23 protein-coding genes are annotated in these 22,434 nt (G+C 72.0%); 5 read left to right on the plus strand and 18 right to left on the minus strand.

Annotation, left to right across the window (positions count from 1 at the left end; genetic code table 11):
- The gene (locus HAV40_RS08150) at window positions 1–2,016 is read right to left on the minus strand and encodes an FAD-dependent oxidoreductase (protein ID WP_203670904.1); all 2,016 of its coding nucleotides are present in this window, start codon (window positions 2,014–2,016) and stop codon (window positions 1–3) included.
- A 99-nt stretch (window positions 2,017–2,115) separates the two neighbouring features.
- On the minus strand, window positions 2,116–2,856 hold the full coding sequence (locus HAV40_RS08155) for an SAM-dependent methyltransferase (RefSeq protein ID WP_166380261.1): 741 nt from the start codon (window positions 2,854–2,856) through the stop codon (window positions 2,116–2,118).
- Between the two features lie 209 nt (window positions 2,857–3,065).
- Here HAV40_RS08155 and HAV40_RS08160 point away from each other — a divergent pair, with 209 nt between their 5' ends.
- Window positions 3,066–3,860 carry a methyltransferase domain-containing protein gene (locus HAV40_RS08160; RefSeq protein ID WP_166380262.1) on the plus strand — a complete coding sequence of 265 codons (795 nt, stop codon included), beginning with the start codon at window positions 3,066–3,068 and terminating at the stop codon, window positions 3,858–3,860.
- Here HAV40_RS08160 and HAV40_RS08165 read toward each other — a convergent pair.
- Window positions 3,847–4,965 carry a substrate-binding domain-containing protein gene (locus HAV40_RS08165; RefSeq protein ID WP_166380263.1) on the minus strand — a complete coding sequence of 373 codons (1,119 nt, stop codon included), beginning with the start codon at window positions 4,963–4,965 and terminating at the stop codon, window positions 3,847–3,849. The genes HAV40_RS08160 and HAV40_RS08165 overlap by 14 nt on opposite strands.
- Before the next feature lie 97 nt (window positions 4,966–5,062).
- On the opposite strand from HAV40_RS08165, the gene HAV40_RS08170 reads away from it, so the two are divergent.
- Window positions 5,063–5,512, plus strand: coding sequence for a MarR family winged helix-turn-helix transcriptional regulator (locus tag HAV40_RS08170; protein WP_239085700.1), 450 nt, complete (start codon window positions 5,063–5,065; stop codon window positions 5,510–5,512).
- A gap of 439 nt (window positions 5,513–5,951) precedes the next feature.
- On the opposite strand, the gene HAV40_RS08175 is transcribed toward HAV40_RS08170, so the two are convergent.
- Complete coding sequence (locus tag HAV40_RS08175) at window positions 5,952–7,565, minus strand: ADP-ribosyltransferase domain-containing protein (protein ID WP_166380264.1); 1,614 nt, start codon at window positions 7,563–7,565, stop codon at window positions 5,952–5,954.
- Window positions 7,566–7,737: 172 nt separating this feature from the next.
- On the opposite strand from HAV40_RS08175, the gene HAV40_RS08180 reads away from it, so the two are divergent.
- Window positions 7,738–8,412: a macro domain-containing protein gene (locus HAV40_RS08180; protein ID WP_166380265.1), complete on the plus strand. Its 675-nt coding sequence runs from the start codon at window positions 7,738–7,740 to the stop codon at window positions 8,410–8,412.
- A 16-nt stretch (window positions 8,413–8,428) separates the two neighbouring features.
- Here the strand turns inward: HAV40_RS08180 and HAV40_RS08185 are convergent, their stop codons facing one another.
- Together HAV40_RS08185 and HAV40_RS08190 are read right to left on the minus strand one after the other, a co-directional pair.
- Window positions 8,429–9,703, minus strand: a complete 1,275-nt coding sequence (locus tag HAV40_RS08185; protein WP_166380266.1) for a D-alanyl-D-alanine carboxypeptidase family protein — start codon at window positions 9,701–9,703, stop codon at window positions 8,429–8,431.
- A 125-nt stretch (window positions 9,704–9,828) separates the two neighbouring features.
- The gene (locus HAV40_RS08190) at window positions 9,829–10,644 is read right to left on the minus strand and encodes a hypothetical protein (RefSeq protein ID WP_166380267.1); all 816 of its coding nucleotides are present in this window, start codon (window positions 10,642–10,644) and stop codon (window positions 9,829–9,831) included.
- Window positions 10,645–10,832: 188 nt separating this feature from the next.
- Here HAV40_RS08190 and HAV40_RS38825 point away from each other — a divergent pair, with 188 nt between their 5' ends.
- Together HAV40_RS38825 and HAV40_RS08195 are read left to right on the plus strand one after the other, a co-directional pair.
- Window positions 10,833–10,964, plus strand: a complete 132-nt coding sequence (locus HAV40_RS38825) for a hypothetical protein (protein ID WP_275413431.1) — start codon at window positions 10,833–10,835, stop codon at window positions 10,962–10,964.
- A complete protein-coding gene (locus tag HAV40_RS08195; RefSeq protein WP_166380268.1) occupies window positions 10,954–11,553 on the plus strand; it encodes a hypothetical protein in 600 nt (199 codons plus the stop codon). Before HAV40_RS38825 ends, HAV40_RS08195 begins: the two co-directional genes overlap by 11 nt.
- On the opposite strand, the gene HAV40_RS08200 is transcribed toward HAV40_RS08195, so the two are convergent.
- From HAV40_RS08200 to urtA, 12 genes are all read right to left on the minus strand, one after another.
- Entirely contained in the window at window positions 11,554–12,717 is a 1,164-nt protein-coding gene (locus tag HAV40_RS08200) for a hypothetical protein (protein WP_166380269.1), read from the minus strand.
- A gap of 32 nt (window positions 12,718–12,749) precedes the next feature.
- Window positions 12,750–13,490 carry an urease accessory protein UreD gene (locus HAV40_RS08205; protein ID WP_166380270.1) on the minus strand — a complete coding sequence of 247 codons (741 nt, stop codon included), beginning with the start codon at window positions 13,488–13,490 and terminating at the stop codon, window positions 12,750–12,752.
- Window positions 13,490–14,260, minus strand: coding sequence for an urease accessory protein UreG (gene ureG / locus HAV40_RS08210; protein ID WP_166380271.1), 771 nt, complete (start codon window positions 14,258–14,260; stop codon window positions 13,490–13,492). The genes HAV40_RS08205 and ureG overlap by 1 nt, the downstream gene beginning before the upstream one ends.
- Window positions 14,250–14,957: an urease accessory protein UreF gene (locus HAV40_RS08215; RefSeq protein ID WP_166380272.1), complete on the minus strand. Its 708-nt coding sequence runs from the start codon at window positions 14,955–14,957 to the stop codon at window positions 14,250–14,252. The genes ureG and HAV40_RS08215 overlap by 11 nt, the downstream gene beginning before the upstream one ends.
- A 16-nt stretch (window positions 14,958–14,973) precedes the next feature.
- Window positions 14,974–16,680 carry an urease subunit alpha gene (locus HAV40_RS08220; RefSeq protein WP_239085699.1) on the minus strand — a complete coding sequence of 569 codons (1,707 nt, stop codon included), beginning with the start codon at window positions 16,678–16,680 and terminating at the stop codon, window positions 14,974–14,976.
- 148 nt (window positions 16,681–16,828) lie between these two features.
- Window positions 16,829–17,134 carry an urease subunit beta gene (locus HAV40_RS08225; RefSeq protein ID WP_166380273.1) on the minus strand — a complete coding sequence of 102 codons (306 nt, stop codon included), beginning with the start codon at window positions 17,132–17,134 and terminating at the stop codon, window positions 16,829–16,831.
- Entirely contained in the window at window positions 17,131–17,433 is a 303-nt protein-coding gene (locus tag HAV40_RS08230; protein ID WP_120320779.1) for an urease subunit gamma, read from the minus strand. Before HAV40_RS08230 ends, HAV40_RS08225 begins: the two co-directional genes overlap by 4 nt.
- Window positions 17,434–17,444: 11 nt before the next feature.
- Window positions 17,445–18,134, minus strand: coding sequence for an urea ABC transporter ATP-binding subunit UrtE (gene urtE, locus HAV40_RS08235; RefSeq protein ID WP_166380274.1), 690 nt, complete (start codon window positions 18,132–18,134; stop codon window positions 17,445–17,447).
- Window positions 18,134–18,901: an urea ABC transporter ATP-binding protein UrtD gene (gene urtD, locus HAV40_RS08240; RefSeq protein ID WP_166380275.1), complete on the minus strand. Its 768-nt coding sequence runs from the start codon at window positions 18,899–18,901 to the stop codon at window positions 18,134–18,136. The genes urtE and urtD overlap by 1 nt, the downstream gene beginning before the upstream one ends.
- A 76-nt stretch (window positions 18,902–18,977) precedes the next feature.
- Window positions 18,978–20,081, minus strand: coding sequence for an urea ABC transporter permease subunit UrtC (gene urtC / locus HAV40_RS08245; protein ID WP_166380276.1), 1,104 nt, complete (start codon window positions 20,079–20,081; stop codon window positions 18,978–18,980).
- A complete protein-coding gene (gene urtB, locus HAV40_RS08250; RefSeq protein WP_166380277.1) occupies window positions 20,078–20,965 on the minus strand; it encodes an urea ABC transporter permease subunit UrtB in 888 nt (295 codons plus the stop codon). Before urtB ends, urtC begins: the two co-directional genes overlap by 4 nt.
- A gap of 60 nt (window positions 20,966–21,025) precedes the next feature.
- A complete protein-coding gene (urtA, locus tag HAV40_RS08255) occupies window positions 21,026–22,270 on the minus strand; it encodes an urea ABC transporter substrate-binding protein (protein WP_166380278.1) in 1,245 nt (414 codons plus the stop codon).
- Window positions 22,271–22,434 lie beyond the last annotated feature (164 nt).

The following is a 22,434-nucleotide window of genomic DNA, read 5'->3' on the forward strand; positions in this document are numbered from 1 at the left end:
TCACGCCGCGACGAAGCGGGCGGCGTCGGCGACCACGTACCCGTCGGTGGCCTCGGTGCGGATCAGCACGCTGGCGGCGGTGGGGGAGGACCCGGCGGGCAGGGTGAACGTGCCCAGTGACACCCACTGGCCGCCGCCGGTGCGCTGGTCGACGGTGCGGGTGGTGACCGTGCCGCCCGCGCAGACGTCGACGGGCACGTTGCTCGCCCGGTTGGCGTGCGACGTCCACCGCAGGAACACCTGGTAGGAGCCGGTCACCGGGATCGCCGGGGTGAACCGCAGCCGGTTGACGCCCTTGTTGGTGTTGTCGTCGTGCTCGTAGTCCGCGCCGTGGTATCCGGCGATCGAGGTGGACTTCAGCCAGACACCCGCCCGGGTCACCCCGGCCGACGTCGAACTGTCCACGACGATCTCGCCGGGCGTGGTGAGCGGCCAGGTCAGCAGCTGCCCGTCGGCGCGCAGCCGGGCCTGCAGGGACGCGATCGGCACCTGCTGCACGGCCGACCCGGCGGTGATCGCCAGGTGCGCGGCGGTCGCCGCCGACTGCGCGAGGATCATGAACACGGGTTCCATCCGGATCGAGCCGTACGCGATGTGGCTCGCCGACAGGCACACCGGCACCAGCAGGTTCGCGCACTGCGACTCCACGGGCACGATCGAGCGGTAGCTGATCCCGAACGGCTGCGGCACACCGATCTGCACGTCGCCCTCGTTCTTCAGCGCACCCGCGACCACGACGCGCTGGCAGTTGTGCGAGTCCATGGTGTAGCTGGCCAGCCCGACCGAGTCGGCCGCGGTCCGGCCGCCGCGGCAGTCGGCCTCGGTCATCACGTACGCCGAGACCATGCGCCGCGCCTCGCGGATGTACAGCTGGGTCGGCCAGCCGCCGTTGCCGGTGAACTCGTCGGCGGCCAGGCCCCACGACGCGGTCGCGCTGCGCACCGAGGCGGGCAGGCGCGGGTCGTTGGCCAGGAACCACATGAGTCCCTGCTGGTAGACGCGGTGCTCCTCGACCATGCTCGCGCGGGTGGCGTACGACGCGGTCGGGTAGGTGTAGTTCTGGCCGATGAAGTCGGTGGAGAACGCCCCGTCGTTGTTGGAGTCGGTCTTGCCGCCGCCGACCTGGTGCGTGGTGAAGAACGGGCCGGTGTATCCGGCCTGCACGTAGCGGGCCAGCGGCTCGTAGCCGATCGCGTCGTAGCCCGTGGGCTTGGCGAACGGGATCCGGTTGGCGGCCTGGGTCAGGCACATCCGGAAGTTGTAGGCCTGGATCCGCCCGTCCCCGCTGCCGGTGGGCGCGACCGGGGCCGCCGAGATGCCGGGCAGCAGCCCGCTGGCCGCGCTGCCCGCGGTCACGTACGGGTCCACGAACCGGTTGAACTGGTGCCCGCTGCGCAGCTGCACCCCGTTGATCGTCTCGCCGTAGGCGCTGTTGGCCTCGCGCCCCGCCGTCCAGCCGACCCCGGCCCGCGCCATCAGGTCACCCTCGTACGTCGCGTCGACGAACATCGGCGCCCGGAACGCCTGACCGTTGTCGCAGGCCAGCTCCGTGATCCGGTTGCCGGACATGGTCACCCCGGACAGCCGCGTGTTCAGGTAGACGGGCACGGCCGCCTCGGCCAGCAGCTCGTCGAAGATGGTGGCCGCGACGTGCGGTTCGAACGTGAACCGGGCGGGCGAGGTCGGGGTGACGGCGGTGCCGTTGTACTTGGCGTACACCCGGCGGTAGAACTCGCCCGCGAGGCCGCCGATGGCGGCCTTGACGCCGCTGTCGGTCATGCCGAGGCCGCCGGTGGACAGGCCGCCGACGTGCGCACCCGGCTCGACGATCAGCGCGCTGCGGCCCAGCCGCCGGGCGGTGACGGCGGCGGCGATGCCCGCCGACGTCGCGCCGTAGATCACCAGGTCGGCGGTGACGGCGGCGGCGGCGAGGGCGGGCAGCGAGACGGCCGGGACGGCGGCGACGACCAGGGTCGCGGTGCCCAGTCGCAGGACATGGCGGCGGGTGTACGGCATGGGACGCTCCTGATCGGCAGACGATCGGTCAGGGAACGCGCCGCCGCACCCGGCCACAAGGATCATGCGTCCATCGACCCCTGTCAAGCGCTCCGTGGGCTACTTGGTCGCGAGGCCGCCCCAGAAGGCGTCGGGGACCTGCTCGGGGGTGGCGTCGGGGCGCCAGTCGGCGACCGGGACGATGCCGTCGGCGGTGACCTGCCAGCGGCCGAGCAGCTTGCCGAAGTCGGCGGGTTCGCGCATGTGGAAGCCGGGGCCCATCATGGCCAGCGCCTCGGGGTAGGCGGCCAGCTCCATGGCGTCGAAGTCGAACGCCAGCTGGCTGCCCGCCGGGACCAGGTCGTACATGGCGTCCAGGGCGCGGGCCAGGGTCGCGTCGTCGAGGAACGCGGCCAGGCCCAGGAAGATCAGCCCGACGGGGCGGGTGGCGTGGTCGGGCAGCGCCCGGTCCAGCGCGGCCGGGTCGATGCCGCCCGGATTCGCCGCGTCACCCAGCACGTAGTCCACGTTCGGGTGCCCGGCCAGCAGCTCGCGACCGGCCGCGACGATCTCCGGGTCGACGTCGGTGTAGAGGACCCGCGCGCCCGGTGCGGTCTCGTGCACGTTGCCCTGGGCGGGGATGCCCGCGCCGAAGACCAGGAACTGGTCCACGCCCTCGGTCGCCAGCTGCCGTGTCGCCCGCCCGGAGAACGCCCGCAGCGAGCGGAAGATCTCCGCGCACGGCCCGTAGGCCCCCTCGAACGCCTGCGCGGCGGCGACGTCGACCGGGTGATGGCCGGTGCCGCCCAGCCAATAGTCGATCATTCGGGCGGTGCTCGGGGCCTGCGGCTGCGTCGTCATCGATCTTCTCCTTATGCGAGGTGCGGCGTACAGTCTCGCACCGTCGTGACCGGACGGTGTCCGCGCGGCCGTGCCAGCGCGTTCACCGGCGTGGCGGGCGAGGGCCGCCCGCGCACCCCCGTACGACCGAAAAAGCGCACCTGACGTCGTATGGAGTAAACGCGTGTTCCGGGGTGCCGGGCGGCTTGACAACCGTTACGGTCGAACCCATGAGCAACGTGACCCGTGACGTGTTCGACGACAAGGTGTCCGCCTGGCGGCAGTGGCAGGACGCGCCCTGGGGCCGGTTGCGCTACACCCTGGCCGAGCACAACATCGCCCGCCACCTCGACGGACGCCGCCTGCGCATCCTCGACGTGGCCGGCGGCAACGGCGTCGAGGCGGTCCGCTACGCCGTCGCCGGGCACCAGGTCACCCTGGTGGACTACTCGCCGCAGATGCTGGTGTCGGCGCGCTCGCTGGCCGAGTCGACCGGCGTCGCGCACCGGGTCACCGTGATCGAGTCCGACGTCGCCAAGCTCGGCGACGTCGTCGAGCAGGGCTTCGACCTGGTGCTGTGCCACAACCTGCTGCCGTACGTCGCCGACGTCGAGTCGACGCTGCAGACGGTGATGGCGCCGCTGGCCGAGGGCGGGCTGCTGAGCGTCATCGCGGGCAACGCCCACTCCGAGCCGCTGCGCGCGGCGATCCGCGACATGGACCTCACCGCCGCGTACGAGACCCTCGACGCGTCCGAGCGGTTCACCCACACGTTCAACACCCCGGTGTATCCGCGTACCGCCGACGAGGTGTGCACCGCGCTGCGGCGGCTCGGCGCGGGCGTGCTCGGGCACTACGGCATCCGCTCGGTGTGCGACTACATCCCCGACGACGAGCGCAAGTACGACGCGTCGTTCTTCGCCGAGCTGGAGCGGCTGGAGATCGCGCTGTCGGACCGGATGCCGTTCCCGCTGACCGCGCGGCTGTTCCACGTGATCGCCAGCGCGCCGGTCACAGCTGGGTGAGCACGTTGAAGTCGAGCCGGTCGGCTTCGGCGAGGTAGATGCGCTGGCGGGCGTGCCTGCGGCGCATCGCGATCGCGCCGCGCGGGCCCTCGTAGGTGACCGTGTCCGCACCCGATCCGATCGCCCGCACGTCCAGCGACCCCGCCCGGTTGATCAGCGCGGCGAGCAGCAGCACGCCCTCGTAACAGGACTCGCCGAGGCTGCCCGGCTGCGGCGCCTCGACGCCGAAGCGGCGCGCGTACTGGCCGTGGAAGTCCAGGTTCTCCGGCGTCACCAGCGTCGCGAAGAACCCGGCTGTGCTGAACAGGCCACGGGTGGCGTGCGCGCCGCTGGCCATCAGCATGTTCTCGTCCATCAGCGTGCTCAGCCGCAGGCATCGCTGGTCCAGGCCGGACGCGGCGAACGCCCGGTTGAAGCGCACCGCGTCGTTGCCGACCAGCAGCATCAGCACCGCGTCGGCCGCGCTGGCCTCGACCCGGCGCAGCACGTCGGCGAAGCCGTGCACGCCCAGCGGCAGGAACGCCTGCCCGCACACCCGCGTACCGGACTCGACCGCGTACCGGTGGGCGGCCGCCGCGGTGCGCCGGGGCCACACGTAGTCGTTGCCGACGATGAACCAGCGCCGGACCCGGTGCTCCCCGGCCAGCAGCCGCATCGCGGGCAGCAGCTGCTCGTCGGGCGTCTCGCTGGTCAGGTAGACGCCGTCGGTGCGCTCGCCGCCCTCGTACAGGGCGGTGTAGACGTACGGCACACGGTGCGCGATGCGCGGCGCGAGCGCCTGGCGCACCGACGAGATGTGCCAGCCGGTCACCCCGTGCACCGCGCCGAGCGCCACCAGCGCCTCGACCTCGGCGGCGACCCGCCCCGGAGCCGCCCCGCCGTCGACCGGCACCAGGCTCAGCTCCCGGCCCAGCACCCCGCCGTTGCGGTTGACCTCCTCGACGGCGAGCTGCGCGCACAGCTCGCAGGTCGGACCGAAGATCCCGGCCGGGCCCTGCATCGGGAACACCAGTGCCACGTGCACGGTCTCACCGAGGGTGCCCGTGTTCCGGCCGGGCAGTCCGGGGACGACCAGGCCTGGCAACCGCTGCGGCGGTACGGGCATGGGCACATGTTCCCGTGGACCGGGCACGATCTCCAGCCGTTCCCGAACCTTAAGCCGTTCGATAGGATGAGTCACGTCCATCGGCCGAGGAGGGACCTTGCCCGCCCCAGCTCCCCACGGTCCGACCCCCGATCTGCTGCAGCTGCTGACCCAGGCGGAGCGGCTGCTGCAGCGGCGGCTGTCGGCGATCCTGCGCGCCGAGCAGTGTTCGCCCGAGGCGTGGCGGGTGCTGACGCTGCTGGCCGCCGAGGGCGGACGCCCGATGACCGAGGTCGCCGACGGGGCGTTCCTGCCGCCCGGCACCCTGACCAAGGTCGTCGACCAGCTCGTCGAGCACAGCCTGGTGTACCGGCGGGTCGATCCACTGGACCGCCGGCGCGTCCGCGCCTACCTCAGCCCACGCGGCCGCCAGCTGCACGATCGCGTCGCCGAGCGGGTGCGCGCGAGCATCGGAGAGCTGGCCATGCCCGTGGCCGAGCGCGATCAGCTCGGAGCGTTGCTGGGCGCGCTGACCGGCGCGCTGTCACGCCACCCTGCCGCCGCCTGACCGGCGCGACGGTCATTGCCAAGGGGATCGACCTGCCTTAATATGAGGCTGCGGTGGGCGGGAGCGTTTCCACGGCTCGGGCAGGTGCGAAGCGTTCCGCGATGACATCGGGCGAAGGGCCACGACGCCGGAGTCCACATCGGTCGCGGTGTGGCAGATCGCGGGAGGCGCGATGCGCCCGCGTCCCGCCACCGGACCCGTGCCGCACGCGCCGCGCCACTCCACTTCACCACTTGATGATCGACGCCCCCGAGGGGCATGCCGACCCGTCCCGGTGCCTGGGGGTACAGCCCGCGCACCGGGACGCCTCCACCCGCCCACCCCGCCGCTTCCCCTGTCGCAACTCTTAAAGAGTCGCGGCCTCGGCAGCCCCCTGAGGCCGCGACTCTTTAAGAGTTGTCGCAGGGTGGGGCGGGGTTGGGGGTGGGTGGGTGGGTGGTCAGGAGACCATGTGTTGGTCGGTGAGTTCGGTCAGGTGGACGGTGCACAGGCCGCCGCGGTCGGTTTGGACGTCGGTCACGGTGAGTTGGGTGCCGGGGGCGAGGATGTACTCCTCCTCGCCGGTGAAGGCGGAGAAGCTGCGGATGCCGACCGCCCGCACCGGGGTCACCTCGAAGATGGTCCGCTTGCCCCGGCTGCCGAGGAACGCCCGCGCCACGCCCAGCTTCGACGTGCAGGACGACACACCCCACCAGGTCACGGTCTGGCCCACCGGGTACGGCGCCCGCAGGTCCAGCGCCACGCCGCGCCACAGCGGCTCGGTGCGGGCGGGCAGCCGCGACACGGCCGAGAACAGCAGCCGCAGGTACGGCAGGTACGGCTCGATCCGGGTGCGGTCGGGGTGGCGCAGCGTCGCGTTGATCTGCCGGTAGAACGCCGACTCGCAGGTGTAGAGGTACAGCGCGGCGACCTCGTCGGCCGACAGCCCACCGGTCGCCTGCGCGGCGTGCTGGCGGCCGAAGTCGTGTGAGCTCTGCACGTACCAGTCGAGCCCGGACAGCAGTTTTGCGGCCGGGGCGACGGCCTCGCGGAAGTCCATCAGCGGGGTGTCGAACACGCCGGTGATCGCGGGCAGGGCCAAGCCCTCGTCCTTGACGCTGGCGAGGCGCTCCAGGTAGAGCTTGTGCAGTTCCATCGTGGAGGCGATGAACGCGCCCATCCGGTCGGCCGTGCCCGGCTGGCCGTCAGACCCCGCGTCCGTGTTCCAGCCCTTGGCGGGCAGCCAGTCGATCTCGTCGGCCCCGAGCGTGCGCAGCGCCTCGTTGACCGCGCCGAAGTGGTCGCCGTCGCAGAAGATGTCGCCCTGCGCGGCGGGGTTGGGGTGGTCGATGTGGCGGACCTCGACGCCGGGATACTTCTTCTGCAGGCGTACGACCAGGTTCTTCAGGGTGCGGGCGTGCGCGCCCCACCATGCGAACACGACGCCCTTGTCCTGCTCGTCGTCGGTCGCCTGCTTGGCGCGCAGGATCTCCTCGACGAGCTTCTCGACGACCGGCCGCCAGAACGCGGTGTGCTGGTCGACGCCCATGGCCCCGTCGGCGCTGGCGGTCAGCGAGGCGTTCAGCAGCAGTACGCCCTGGGTCAGCATCGCCTGGAACCACTCCGGCGGCTGCACGGTGTCGTGCTCGCGCAGCAGCTTGCGGATGTCGGCGATCGGGGTCTTCTTCGGGATGCCGTGCTTCCACATCGCCGCGGCCTTGATGATGCAGCGGATGCTGATCACCTTGCCGAACTGGCTGTCGTTCCAGTCGTGGAACGTGTTGTCGAACATGGCGATGCCGGTCGCGCTCTCCGGGCGCGGGTAGGGGTTCTGCCCGAAGACGACGACCTTCCACTTCTGCGGCGGATGCGGCTTGAGCGCCTGGAACGTCAGCTCGCGGACCGGCACGACCTGCGGCCCACGGCCGGGGCCGATGAACGTCGCCGCGGCGGGCTGCGCCTCGATGACCGGCTTCAACAGCGGCAGCCACGGCTCGCCACCACCGTTGAACAGGTCGGCGAGGGCGAGCGGGTCGTCCTGCCCGGACGGCGGCGGCGCGGCGTTGTCACTCATGAACGTGCTCCCGGAGCGGTCGTGCTGACGGCGGACCGGCGGACGCTAACACCGCCCGACGACAACTCTCCGCGGGCAGTTCGATCTCGACTGTCCCGCTCGGATTTCGTCGGTGCGGACCGCTATCTTTCGAGCCGCTGCACCGAATCCCTAGTCGCGACCGGAGCGAATCATGACTGTCAGCAACTCCAAGCCCCAGCTCAAGGTAGTGCTGAGCGACGTCAACGCGAAGGTGGTGCAGGCGTGGCAGTCGGCGTTCGCCGACACCCCCGAGGTCGAGATCTCCCGTGGCTCGATCATCGACCGGCACGTCGACGCGTGGGTCAGCCCGACGAACGCGCACGGCGCGATGAACGGCGGCGTCGACGCGGTCATCAAGCGGCACCTCGGCGCGGGCATCGAGCTGCGGGTCCAGCGCGCGATCCGGGACGGGTTCGGCGGCGCGCTGCCGATCGGCAGCGCGGTGTGCGTGCCGTCCGGCGCGGCCAACCCCAAGTTCCTGATCTCGACGCCGACGATGCACCACTCGGCGGAGAACGTACGTGAGACGCTCAACGTGGCACTGGCCTGCGCGGCCGCATTCCAGGCCGTACACCTGCAGAACGAGCGCCAGCCCGGCAGCATCACGTCGATCGCGCTGGTCGGCATGGGCGCGGCCACCGGCAAGGTGCCGCCGCAGGTGTGCGCGAACCTGATGTGGGCCGGTTACACCCTGTTCCAGGACCACTCGTTCGGCGACTACGACGAGCTGCGCGCGACGGTCTGCGGCCAGCTCGGCGACATCGACAGCCGTCCGGTGCAGCGGGTGCGGATCACGCCCCCGGCGCGGCCCGCCGCCCGCCGCTGAACCCGGCCCGGTGCCGTCAGCGGCGGGCCACGTGGCTGGCGCGGCGACGCCGGGCGGCCAGGGACAGCAGGAGCCCGGCCGCCGCGATCACCGCACCGAAGACGAGCAGGGACGGCGTGCCCGTGCCACCGGCGCCGGCGAGCGCGTTGGCGCCGGTGCCGGGTGTGTCGGCCGCCTGGGCCGCCGCGGACGGGTTCGCCGCGGTGGCCCCCGGGTCGACGAGCCTGCCGACGGCGGCGTCGGCGGGCTGGGCGAAGCCCCAGTCGAGCAGTGCCGCGCCCTGCTCCCAGCCGCGTAGCGGCACGTACTCCGCGCCGAGCAGCGCGACGACCAGCCGCCTGCCGTCGCGTTCGGCCGCGCCGACGTAGGTGTGCCGGGCCAGGTCGGTGTAGCCGGTCTTGCCGCCCAGCGCGCCGGGGTAGTGGTCGATGAGCAGGTTCTGGTTCTGGATCTGGAAGCCCTTGTGGTGCTTGCCCTGGTCGGGCATCTGCGTGTACCGGGTGAGCGCGTACTTGCCGAACAGGGGCTCGGCCAGGCACGCCCGCATGATCAGGGCGAGGTCGTAGGCGCTGGTGAACTGTCCCGGCGCGTCGAGGCCGGACGGGGTCACCGCGTGCGTCTGGAACGCGCCCAGCCGCGCGGCGACGGCGTTCATCTCGCGTACGCCGTCGGCTGCCGTGCCGCCGCCGAGCCGGGCCAGCGTGTTGGCGGCGTCGTTGCCGGACGCCAGCAGCAGCCCGAGCCACAGCGTCTCGATCGTGTAGCGACCGCCCTCGACCAGCCCGGCCGAGGAGCTGCCCGGCTCGATGTCGACGTCGGCGTGGGTGATCGTGACGGTCCGCTCCGGGTCGAGCTTGGCGATCATGGCCGCCGCCAGCAGGAGTTTCTGCACGCTGGCCGGGGTGGCGTACTCGTGCGCCCCGCACGCGCCGAGCACCGCGCCGCTGTCGAGGTCGGCGACCAGCCACGACGTGGCGCTGACACCGGGCGGCGCGGTCGCGCCCGTGGGCACGGCCAGGCCCGCGGTGGCCAGCTGGTCGCCGCCGACGGTGCGCTGGACCGGATCGGCCGCGGGCGGCGACGGGCGCGTCGGCGCGGACACCTTCGGCCCGGCGGGCTTGGGACAAGGCATGATCCGTTTCGAGATGCCGGGCAGGGCCGCGACATCCTGTGCGCGCGACACGGCGGTGCCGGTATGGGCGGTCGCGGGGGCGGCGGCCGCCGAGACGGCCAGCGCGGCGGTGGCCACCGCGACGGCAAGGCGCTGCCCGGTGTACGCAAAACGGTTCATGTACGGCACGTTAGTAAAAATCGCCCGTGAGCGGAGATATCTTCGCAGAATCCGCATGCATCCCTACGACCTGCCAGGCCGAGCGCCACGGGCCGACGCCCGGCCCGCGGCGCTCGCACGGCTCATCACACGATGAACGTCGCCGACGCGTGTACGCCGATCGCCGTCGTGCCGTTCGTCAGCTGCACGAACCGCGGCGTCACGCCCGCGCCGTCGCGGGCCGCGCCGGTCAGGTAGGTGATCGCCCCCGCCGGAGCCGCACCCAGCAACTGCAGGCCGAACGTGTGGTAGCCCGCGATGTCACGCTGGCTGGACTCGCCGCACAGCCGCAGGTACTCCGCGACCCACGCGGCGCGGGTCATCGCGACCCCGCGCAGTGCCACCGGCAGGGCCAGCCCGATCTCCGAGGTCACCCGCGCCGTCGCCGCGTCGGCCGTGGTGAACGGGCCGAACCTGCCCCGCGCGGCGACCGCGGCCAGCGCGTTGTCCAGCTGCACCAGCGAGTTGTTGTACGCGTACACGTGGTCGGCGCAGTGCTCCAGCTCGGCGTCGCGGTTGCGCAGCGCGATCGGGGCGGTCAGGTACAGGTAGACCCGGTCGTCGTCGTAGCCCTCGAACGGGCACAGGCTGTCGCGTACGTTCGGGGCGGCGTTGTAGGCCGTCATGTCGATGGCCAGGTTCGTCTCGTAGATGCCCGCGGCCAGGTAGTGCGAGGCGTTGGTGCCCTGGTCGGAGTTCGCGTTGACGACGACCTGGCCGAAGTAGCGGCGGTTGTCGCCGTCACCGGAGTGCGTGACGTTGATCGTCCACTGCGGGGCCTGCGGGTTCACCGGGTCGGTGGTCAGCCCGACGGTGCCCTCGGCGGCGGTCGCCGGGTTGCTGCCGCCGAGCTGTACCAGCGCGGCGAGAGTGGTCGCGATCGAGGCGTTGACGAGTGGCATGTTCTCTCCTGAGGCCGAAGCGATGTCGGTTGGGGAGAGCGGCGGCGACGGGCCGTTGATACCGCCCCGGCGGTCGCGTATCCGGCCGTCCGCGATGTATCCGAAAACATCGGTGGCCCCTCGTATGATCCGCCGCGACGAGGCCGGGGCTGTCCCGGCCCGCACGCGCGGACTCGGGGGACGGCACGGTGGTGAGCGGGATCGCGGCGACCCTCGGCGAACGGCGGCTGGTCCAGCGGCACGCGGTGCCCGGCTGGATGATCGCCGAGTGCGCCGACGCCCGGGAACGCGGCGACTGGCCGTCCCATCGTGCTAGGTGACCTGACGTCGCTGGCCCCGCTGGGCGAGTACGGGTTCGGCATCACGTCGTTCAAGCAGAACGTCGCGAAGGCGGCCGACGCGCGGTCCAACACCGGCTACACGGCGCTGCGGACGGATGCGGATTGTGCCGCCTACGGTGCCGCGCTCGGCCCCTGCATCACGGCGGCACCGGACGTCGCGACCTTCGTCCCCGACGGCCAGGGCGAACTCGCCGCCGAACTGGAAAAGCTGCTCGGTGATCAGGAGAAGAGTCCGTCGGCCGCGGTCAAACTGACGGCCTACGGCGACTGCATGACGGAGACTGGCTATCCCGTTCGGAACTTCCTTGAGCTTTATCAGTTGGTGGAGAGCAGGTTTCCCGACCCCGGAGCTGGCTGGAAGGTCATGGAGTCCGACGCCCGCTGGACTGCGGCGGTGGCGTTCGAGCGGACTGCGGCCGACGTGGACAGCGGCTGCCGTTCGGATCTTCACACGCACGTCATGTCTGCCGTGCAGCCGGAGTTGGCGCGATTCGTCGAGCGGCATGCGGCCGCGATCGCCGAAGTGCGACGACAGTGGTCCGAGTATCGGGCCACAGCGACGAAGTGATCACCGGCTGGTCGCGGGGTCGGTCGGGGTCGCGGAGGCGGGCGGGTCGAACACCGCCAGCCGGGGGTCGGCGGCCAGGGCCGTCACCTGCTCGCCCAGCGGCGTGTACTGGGTGCTGGCCGGTAGCGCCGCCCGGACGTCGAGGGTGTTCGTGATGGTCACCAGCACCATGCTGTGCCCGGTGTAGACGGCGACCGACCACCAGTCCGCGTCGGCGCCCAGCCGGTGTCCGGCGGCTTGGGCCTCGGGGGTGTCGTGTACGCCGTACTGCTCGATGACCAGGCCGTCCTCGGTGACCGTGGACAGCCGGCAGATGGCCAGACGGGCGCAGTGCCGCTGGTCGGGGACCGCGACGGTGGGCGCGGCCGAGATGGTCACGGTGCCCTGCCCGCTGGCGGTGGCGACCCGTACGCTCACCGTCAGCGCGGCGGGCCCGATCGCCGGGTCGAGCAGCGCCGCCAGCGGCCGCTCGTCGCCGCGCCCGTCGAGTCCCAGGTCGATCCGCTCCAGCCCGGCCGGGTTCACCTTGCTGCGGAAGTACGCGCCCACCTCGCAGCTGAGCCGTTCCCGCCGCACCTGCTCGGGCATCACGGTCGCGCCGCGCAGCGGCAGGTCGCCGGTCAGCGCGGTGAGCCGGTCCATACCGGCGTCATCGGCGGGGCCGGGCGACGGCGTACCGGTCGGTGACAGCACGCTCGGGGACGGCGGCGCGCTCGTCGACGGGAGCCCGGCCATGCAGTCCTCGGCCTCGGGCACGGGTGTGCCGCCGGGGACCGGGCGCAGCAGCATCAGGGCGGCACCGGCCGCGACGACGCCGATCACCGTGACGGCGGCGGTGACGGCGCGGACCACCCGGCGGCGGGCCCGTCCGGCTGCCAGCAGTTCGTCGGAGTGGAACGGCACCGGAGGCGCGAGCACGTCGGACCCGTCCCCGGCGTCCTGCGGGCCGGTGCGGGCGCCGAGGAGGCCGAGCAGGGCGCGTTCGGCGTACACCTCGGGCGGGTCCTGGTGGGGGGAGTTGCCGCGCCGGTAGACGGCCAGCAGCACCCGGCGGGTGAGCCGGTCGGCGGTGTCCCAGTCGCCGCAGCGCACGTACGCCAGGCGACGCAGCCGTCCGGCGTAGACGGTGACGAAGTCGGTGTAGTCGGCCTCCCAATCGCGCACTCCGCCAGTGAACACCTTCGATCGTGATCGCGTCATCCCCCGTACGGAGAGCGCTCTCCGGTGCTGAGGTAGCCGCGCAGCACGTGCGCGTCCGGGGCGGTGGCGCTGACCAGTGTCGCCGCGCCGGTCAGCGGCATCCGCACCGCAGTCGCGCCGAGCACGGCCGGTGGCGCGGGCGGCGCGGCGGCGTCGACGGTCAGCAGCGAACCGGTCGCGCGGGCCCCGCCGAGCACCGCCGGGCCGTCCCAGCCCGGCGTGCCCGGACCGACCGTCAGCGACTGCCGCAGCAGGGCGGCACCGTCGTAGTCGACCGACGTGCTCACCGTGGCGTCGCCCGGCTGCTCGGCGTGGCGGCCGCAGATCAGTTCCTCCCGCCACAGCAGGCGCGCCCCGGCGGCCAGCTCCACGGTGGACGACGCCAGGTGGCGGCAGCCCGCCGCGGCGACCAGCTGCTCGGGCAGCCAGCGCAGCTCACCGCCCGCCGCGACGGTCGCGGTGACCGTCGTGCGGGACGGCGACCCGTCCCGGCCGGGCAGGGCGATCGAGGCGGCGACGGAGCGTACGCACAGCACCGCTCCCTCGCCGACCTCGATCTCGATGCGCAGGTCGTCGCCGCCGAGCGGCCCGGCGGCGCTGCCGATCAGGTGCACCGTCGCCGCCGCCGAGCCGTCCGGGGTGTGCCGCAGTTGCAGGGGCGGTTCGCCGCGCAGGCGCGCCAGCCGGGTGCCGCCGCGCCCGTCGGCCTCGGCGACGATCCTGGCCAGCGCCCGCATCAGCGCATCCCGGCGGTCGCGGGCCCGCGACCGAGCTCGTCGGCGTGGTCGTGACCGTGCGCCTCGGCGTCGCCTCGGCGGTGTGCGACGAGGTGGCGTACCCAGTCGGCGACCTGACTCGCGTGCGGGTCCTTCGCGATCGACTGGAAGACCGTGGGCAACGTGCCCCGGCGGGCGCGGGCGTCGCGGTCCATCACGGCCAGGTCCGCCCCGACCAGCGGGGCCAGGTCCGTCTTGTTGATGACCAGCAGGTCGGCCGTGGTGACGCCGGGGCCGCCCTTGCGGGGCACCTTGTCGCCACCGGCCACGTCGACCACGAAGATCTGCTGGTCGACCAGGCCCTTGCTGAACGTGGCGGTGAGGTTGTCGCCGCCGCTCTCGACCAGCACCAGATCCAGCGGGCCGAGCGTGTCCTCCAGCTCCTCGACGGCGTCGAGGTTGGCGGAGATGTCGTCACGGATGGCGGTGTGCGGGCAGCAGCCGGTCTCCACGGCGCGGATACGGGACGGGTCGAGCACCCCGGCCCGTTTGAGGAAGTCGGCGTCCTCGGTGGTGTAGATGTCGTTGGTCACCACCGCCAGCCGCAGCTCCCCGGCCAGCGCCCGGCACAGGGCGGCGACCAGCGCGGTCTTGCCGGAGCCGACCGGCCCGCCGATGCCGATGCGCACCGCCCGGTCCAGGCGGGGCAGCGGCGGGTGCGGATCGACGCCCGGCTCCGGGTGGGTGTGGGGCACCGATTCGTCGTGGTCGTAGGCGTGGTCAGCTCGCAAAGAGACGCACCTCCCAGGTGGCGTGCAGTTCGGCGGAGATGTCGGCCAGCGGCGCCGCGTGGGCCGGCAACTCCTGCGGGGACTTGTGCGCGACCGCCGCGGCGGCTGCCGCGATCTCGTCACATGCGCCGGCCATCCTGGCCAGCAGATTCTGCACCTGGTACGGGTCCAGCCCGAGCAGCCGCACCGCCGCGCTGGCCGGTCCGGTGAGCACCCCGTACACGGCGAGCTGGGCGGCCTCCTCCGTGGACAGTCCCGCCGCGGCCGCCGTCATGCCCAGCGCCAGCGGCTGGTGTGGGCCGTCGGGGTGCTTGGGCAGGTGCCCGTACAGCTCGCTCGGCCAGGTGAGCCGCCCCGCTCGCAGCAGCGCCCGGCCCTGCCGCCGCGACGCCAGCCGCAGCGCCGGTGACACCGTCCGCGCCTCCAGCTCCCGGTCCAGGGAGAGGAAGGGCACCTTCACATCGGATTCCGCGAAGGAAGGTGCCCTTCCCATCCGTGTGGCGGACAGGTGCGTGGCGGCGGTGAAGGCGGCGGTGACGGGGGCGGCGTAGGAGAGTCGGCCGTGCAGGAACTGCTCCAGGCCGGCCAGGTCGGTGACCCGGCCGGCGACGACGGCCGCTTCGAGGCCGCTGGAGTGGGCGTGGCCGCCGGACGGGAAGCGCCCGTCGGCCAGCAGCAGGTATGCGGTGCGGTGCATCAGAACAGACCGTGCCTCAGAAGAGGAAGTACCGCTGGGCCATGGGCAGGACCGTCGGCGGGTCCGGTTCGACGACCGCGCCGTCGATGCGGACCGTGAACGTGTCCGCGTCGACCTCGATGCGCGGCATCGCGCTGTTGTGCGGCAGGTCGGCCTTGCCACGCGAGCGCACGTCCGCGACGGGCACCAGTGCCCGCTTGACGTCCAGCTCCAGACCCGCGTCCAGGGCCGCCGGGGCGACGAAGGCGAGCGAGGTCTTGGCGGGCACGACGCCGTACGCGCCGAACATGGGGCGGGGCAGCATCGGCTGCGGAGTGGGGATGGACGCGTTCGCGTCGCCCATCTGCGCGTACGCGATCATGCCGCCCTTCATCACCAGGTGCGGCCGCACCCCGAAGAACGCCGGGTCCCAGATCACCAGGTCGGCGAGCTTGCCGGGCTCGACCGAGCCGATCTGTTCCTCCAGCCCGTTGGCCATCGCCGCGCAGATGGTGTACTTCGCGACGTACCGCTTGGCCCGGTGGTTGTCGGCTGACGAGTCGCCGGGCAGCGAGCCGACCCGGTCCTTCATCACGTGCGCGGTCTGCCAGGTGCGCAGCACCACCTCGCCGATGCGGCCCATCGCCTGCGAGTCCGAGCCGATGATCGAGATCGCGCCGAGGTCGTGCAGCAGGTCCTCGGCGGCCATCGTGGACGGCCGGATGCGGCTCTCCGCGAACGCCAGGTCCTCGGGCACGGCCGCGTTCAGGTGGTGGCACACCATCAGCATGTCCAGGTGCTCGGCCAGGGTGTTGCGGGTGTACGGCCGGGTCGGGTTCGTCGACGACGGCAGGATGTTGGGCAGGCTCGCCACCGTGATGATGTCGGGCGCGTGCCCGCCCCCGGCCCCTTCCGTGTGGTACGAGTGGATCGCCCGCCCGTTGATCGCGGCCAGGGTGTCCTGCACGAACCCGGCCTCGTTCAGGGTGTCGGTGTGGATCGACACCTGCACCCCGGACGCGTCGGCGACGCGCAGGCACGCGTCGATCGCCGCCGGGGTGGTGCCCCAGTCCTCGTGCAGCTTGAACCCGCCCGCCCCAGCGCGCAGCTGCTCCCACATGGCCTCCTCGGAGACCGTGTTGCCCTTGCCGAGCAGCAGCACGTTGACCGGGAACGTGTCCAGCGCCTCGAACATGCGGGCCAGGTGCCAGGCGTTCGCGGTGACCGTGGTCGCCTTGGTGCCCTCGGCCGGGCCGGTGCCGCCCCCGACCAGCGTGGTCACGCCGCCCGCGAGGGCCTCGTGCACGAGCTGCGGACAGATGAAGTGCACGTGGGTGTCCACGGCCCCGGCGGTCACGATCTTGCCGTTGCCCGCGACGACCTCGGTCGCCGGTCCGATGACCAGATCCGGGTGTACGCCCGGCATGGTGTCGGGATTGCCGGCGCGTCCGATCGCGACGATCCGCCCGTCGCGGATGCCGATGTCGGCCTTGACGATGCCCCAGTGGTCCAGGATCACCGCCCCGGTGATGACCGTGTCGACCGCGCCCTGCGCGCGGGTGGCCCGCGACTGGCCCATCGACTCGCGGATCACCTTGCCGCCGCCGAAGACGGCCTCGTCGCCGCCCGCGCAGCGGTCCTCCTCGACCTCGATGAGCAGGTTCGTGTCGGCGAGCCGGATGCGGTCACCGGTGGTGGGGCCGTAGAGCGCGGCGTAGCGCTCGCGGCTGACCAGGATCGTCACAGGCCCTCCCTCGACTGGCGCGTGTGTGTGACGCGGCTTTTGCGCATAGACGTTGGCCTATGACGTCGAATTTCGGGGCCGGATTTTCCACGTGATAGGCCAGCGTCTATGGGGGTCGATCGGCGCCGACGCCGCCCGGAAGTCGCGGTCACAGCTCGCCTCCGCACTCGCCGCGCAGGCCGGGCACGATGCGCGCCCCGCCCAGCGGGACCAGCTCCACCTCACGCGTCACGCCGGGTTCGAAGCGCACCGCCGTGCCCGCGGGCACCGCCAGGCGCTGGCCCCAGGCCGCGGCCCGGTCGAAGTCCAGCCCCGGGTTGGCCTCGGCGAAGTGGTAGTGCGAGCCGACCTGTACGGGCCGGTCCGCGGTGTTGACGACGGTCAGCGTGGTGATCGGCCGATCCACGTTGATCGCGACCGGACCCTCGCCGAAGAGGATCTCGCCCGGGATCATCGGATCGGGTGGTGCACGGTCACCAGCTTGGTGCCGTCCGGGAACGTGGCCTCCACCTGCACCTCCTTCAGCATCTCGGGGACGCCGTCGAGCACGTCCGCGCGGGTGAGCACCTGTGCCCCCGCGTCCATCAGGTCGACCACGGTGCGCCCGTCGCGGGCGCCCTCCAGCAGGAAACGGGTGATGATGGCGACCGACTCGGGGTGGTTGAGCAGTAGGCCGCGGGCACGGCGCCGCTCGGCGACGTCGGCCGCCACATGGATGAGCAGCCGTTCCTGCTCATGCTGGGTGAGGAACATGAACCGTCCTTCTACACGGTGAGGGCAGCGCGTACGGCGGGTTCGGCGCCGGTGCCGCCCGCGCCGGATGACGTCACTCTGCCCGATTCGAGCACGTGGTAGCGGTGCGCCGCGCGCAGCGCGAACCCCAGATGCTGCTCGACCAGCAGCACCGACAGCCCGTCCCCGGCCAGGGACAGCACCGCCTGCTCGATCTCGGCGACGACGTTGGGCTGGATGCCCTCGGTCGGCTCGTCGAGCAGCAGCAGCTTCGGCCGGGTGATCAGGGCGCGGGCGATGGCGAGCTGCTGGCGTTGCCCGCCGGACAGCAGCCCGGCCCGGCGGCGCAGCAGCCCGTGCAGGGCCGGGAACAGCTCCAGCGCCGACGCCATGGCCTGCCTGCCGCCGCGCCGCCCGTCGGCGACCAGCTGCAGGTTCTCGGCCGTGGTCAGGTGCGGGAAGCACTGCTGGCCCTGCGGCACGTACGCCATGCCGCGCGCCACCCGCACGTGCGGGGCGAGCCTCGTGACGTCCTCGCCGCCGAACAGCACCATGCCCTGCTTCGGTTTCAGCAGGCCGATCGCGACCCGGAGCAGGGTGCTCTTGCCCGCGCCGTTGTGCCCGAGCACGGCCGCGACCGTGCCGTCCTCGACGGTCACGTCGACGCCGTGCAGCACGCTGCTGCGGCCGTACCCGGCGTGCACGCCCTCGATCCGCAGCATCACGCCTCCGCCCCCTGGGCCACCGCGTCGGCCGTGTGGCCGAGGTAGACCTCCTGCACCTTCGGGTCGGCCTGCACCTGCGCGACCGTGCCCTCGCTGAGCACCTTCCCGGCGTGCAGCACGGTGACGGTGCGGGCGAAGCGGCGCAGGAAGTCCATGTCGTGCTCGATGACGACGACGGTGCGGTCGCTGGCGACCTTGCCCAGCAGCTCGCCGGTCGCCTCGCGCTCCTCGTGGCTCATCCCGGCGACGGGTTCGTCGAGCAGCAGCAGCCGGGCGTTCTGCACCAGCAGCATGCCGATCTCCAGCCACTGCTTCTGCCCGTGCGCGAGCGTGCCCGCGAGCACGTCGCGCCGGCCGGTCAGCCCGATCGTCTCCAGCGCCTGCGCGACGTCGTCGGGCACCGTGCCGCGACGGCGCAGCATCGTCCACGGGCTGCGGCCCGCACCGGCCGCGATGTCGAGGTTCTGCAGCACCGTCAGCTCCTCGAACAGCGCCGCCGTCTGGAACGTACGCCCCACGCCCAGCCGGGCGACGCGGTGCACGTCCCGGCCGAGCAGTTCCTGCTCGCCGAAGCGCGCCGAACCGGTCGCCTTGACCAGCCCGGTCACCGCGTCGACGAGCGTCGTCTTGCCCGCCCCGTTGGGTCCGATGAGGAACCGGATGTCACCGGGCTCCACATCGAGGTCGACGCCGTCCACGGCGACGAACCCGTCGAACACCACCCGCAGCCCGCGAATCCGCAGGCCGCCTGCCGTCTCGCTCATGCCGTCCTCCTCCGGCCGGTCGCCCGCGCCATCAGCCGTGCTCGCCGGTCGGCGGCACTCGCCGCCGCTTGCCCGCTCACGCGGCCACCTCCTGCACCAGCACCCGGTCGCCGTCGGCCGGGACCGTGGCGTCCGGCTGGCGCTCGCGCCTGCGCCGCACCATGCCCCACAGCGACGCCAGGCCACCGGGCAGGAACGCGACCACCAGCACGAACATCGCGCCCTGCAGGTAGGTCCAGGTGCCGGGGAAACGCTCGGACAGGGCCGTCTTCGCCCACGCCACGGCGACCGCGCCGAGCACGGGGCCGAGCAGCGCCGCCCGGCCGCCGACCGCGACCCCGATCACGAACTCGATCGAGGGCACGATGCCGATCAGGGCGGGGGAGATGATGCCGACCGCGGGCACGAACAGCGCCCCGGCCAGGCCCGCCATGCCCGCCGCGACGACGTACGCGACGAGCTTGACGTTGGCGGGGTTGTAGCCGAGGAAGCGCACCCGGTTCTCGGAGTCGCGTACGGCGACCAGCAGCTCGCCGTAGCGGGAGTGCATCAGCTGGCGGGTCAGCGCGAGCAGGGCCAGCAGCACCCCGGCGATGATGAAGTAGACCATCCGCTGGTTGACCGGATCGTCGAGGTCGTAGCCGAAGAAGCCCTCGATGTCGGTGAGCCCGTTGGTGCCCCCGGTGGTGCCCTGCTGGCCGATCAGCAGGATCACCATCGCGGCGGCCAGGGCCTGGCTGAGGATCGCGAAGTACGCCCCCCGCACGCGCCGCCGGAACACCAGCGAGCCGAGCCCGAACGCGACCAGCATCGGCAGCAGCACCGTGGCGGCCAGCGCGAACACCGGGTTCGCGAACGGGGCCCACCACGCGGGGAGCTCGTCGAGCTGCCCGTACAGCTCCATGAAGTCGGGCATGTTGCCCTCGCCCGCGTCGGCGAGCTTGAGGTGCATGGCCATCGCGTAGCCGCCCAGGCCGAAGAAGACGCCCTGGCCGAGGGTGAGCAGCCCGCCCCGTCCCCAGGCCAGGCCGATGCCGACGGCGACGATCGCGAAGCACAGGTACTTGGCCAGCAGGCTGAGCCGGAAGTCGGTCAGCAGCGCCGGGGCGGCCGCGAACAGCACCACCGCGCCGAGCCCGAACCCCAGCCACACCCGCGTGCGCGGACTCAGGTTCGTCATGCCAGGCTCCTGGTCCGCAGCGTGAACAGGCCCTGCGGCCGCCACTGCAGGAACGCCACGATGGCGACGAACACGATCACCTTGGCGACGCTGAGCGTGGTCAGGTACTCGACCATCGCCTGCAGCATGCCGAGCACGAAGGCCACGATCACGCTCCCCTTGAGCTGCCCGATGCCGCCGACCACGACGACGAGGAAGGCGTCGATGATGATGTTGGTGCCCATGGTCGGGCCGATGGGGCCGAGCAGGGTCAGCGCGACCCCGGCGACCCCGGCCAGGCCGGAGCCGATGAAGAAGGTGAGCCGGTCGACGCGCCCGGTCGCGATGCCGGACACCGCGGCCAGGTCGCGGTTCTGCACCACGGCCCGGATGCGGCGGCCCAGCGGGGTGAACCTGAGCGCGGCGGTCAGCGCGGCGACGGCGAGCACGACCAGGCCGAGGATGAACAGGCGGCTGTTGGCGATGCTGAGGTCCGTGCCGAGCGAGGTGCTCTCGGTGAGGATGTCCGGGGCCTTGGTCTGCACGTTCGGTGCGCCGAAGACATCGCGGGCCAGTTGCTGGAGCATCAGCGAGACGCCCCAGGTGACCAGCAGCGTGTCCAGCGGCCGGGTGTAGAGGCGGCGGATCAGCGCCCATTCCAGCAGCACGCCCATCGCGCCCGCGACGGCGAAGGCGACGGGCAGGGCGACGAGCAGCGACAGGCCCGCGTCGGTGACGGTCTGCTGCAGCACGTACGTGGTGTAGGCGCCGGCCATGATGAACTCGCCGTGCGCCATGTTGATGACGTTCATCTGGCCGAAGGTCAGGGCCAGGCCGAGCGCGATGAGCAGCAGCACCGCGCCGATGCTGACGCCGGTGAACAGCTGCCCGAGGATCACTGTCATGCGTTGCCGCCTTGGGACGGGGCGGTGGAGCGGCCGGGCCGCTCCACCGCCGACGGTGGGTCAGGACAGGCCGGACGCCCAGGGGTAGCCCTTGAGGTACGGGTCCGGCTTGACCGGGCTGCCGGAGTTCCACACCTCGGTGATCAGGCCGTCGTCGCCGATCTTGCCGATGCGTGCCGTCTTGTGGATGTGCTGCGTCGCGCCGTCGATGGTGACCAGGCCCTCGGGAGCCTCGAAGGTGACGCCGTCCGCGGCGCCCTTCACCTTCTCGACGTCGAACGAGCCGGCCTTCTCGACCATGGCCTTCCACAGGTAGACCGACACGTACGCGGCCTCCATCGGGTCGCTGGTCGGCTTGTCCGCGCCGAACTTCGCCTTGTACGCCTTGACGAACTTGTCGTTGGCCGCGCCCGTGGTCGTCTGGTAGTAGTTCCACGCCGTGAGCTGCCCCGACAGGTACTGCGTGCCGATGCTCTTGACCTCCTCCTCGGCGATCGACACCGACACGACCGGCATCGCCGCAGCGGTCAGGCCCGCAGACTTGTACTCCTTGAAGAAGGCCACGTTGCTGTCGCCGTTGAGGGTGTTGAACACGGCCTCGGCCTTGGACGCCTTGACCTTGTTGACGATCGTGCCGAACTCCGTGCTGCCCAGGGGCGCGTAGTCCTCGCCGAGCACCTTGAGGCCGTTGGCCTCGGCGTACGCCTTGATGATCTTGTTTGCGGTGCGGGGGAACACGTAGTCGCTGCCGACCAGGTAGACCGATTTCTTGCCCTGCGCCTTGAGGTAGTCCAGGCCGGGCACGATCTGCTGGTTGGTGGTCGCGCCGGTGTAGAAGATGTACGGCGACTGCTCCAGGCCCTCGTACTGGACGGGGTAGAACAGCAGCGCCTTGTTCTCCTCGAAGACCGGCTTCACGGCCTTGCGGCTGGCCGAGGTCCAGCAGCCGAACACGGCCGCGACCCGGTCCACTTTGATCAGCTTCTCGGCCTTCTCGGCGAACGTCGGCCAGTCCGAGCCGCCGTCCTCGCCGACCGGGGCGAGCTTCTTGCCGAGTACACCGCCTGCGGCGTTGATCTCCTCGACGGCCAGCATGATGGCGTCGCGTACGGTGACCTCGCTGATGGCCATGGTGCCCGACAGTGAGTTGAGCAGGCCCACCTTGACGGTGTCGCCCGAGGTGTCGGCGGTGACGCCGCCGGTGTCGTCGCCTTCGCCGGTCTTGCTGCCGCAGGCGCTGACCGCCAGCGCGGCGGCCAGGGCGACGCTGAATGCCGCGAGGCGGCGTCGGTGGAATCGGAGCATGGTGGGGTATCTCCCTGAATCGGCTGAGCACAGGTCAAGGGGGAGAAGCACCGGGGCGGGAGACGTCGGCGTCCTCGGCGTGTCACGTGCCGGCCCGTGGTGGTGCGAGATCGGTCCTATCCGGATGCCGGCAGCGCGCGGCGAAGGCTTCGTCCGGTTGTGCC

The organism is Catellatospora methionotrophica (genome assembly GCF_011297335.1).
GTDB classification, from domain to species: Bacteria; Actinomycetota; Actinomycetes; order Mycobacteriales; family Micromonosporaceae; genus Catellatospora; species Catellatospora methionotrophica.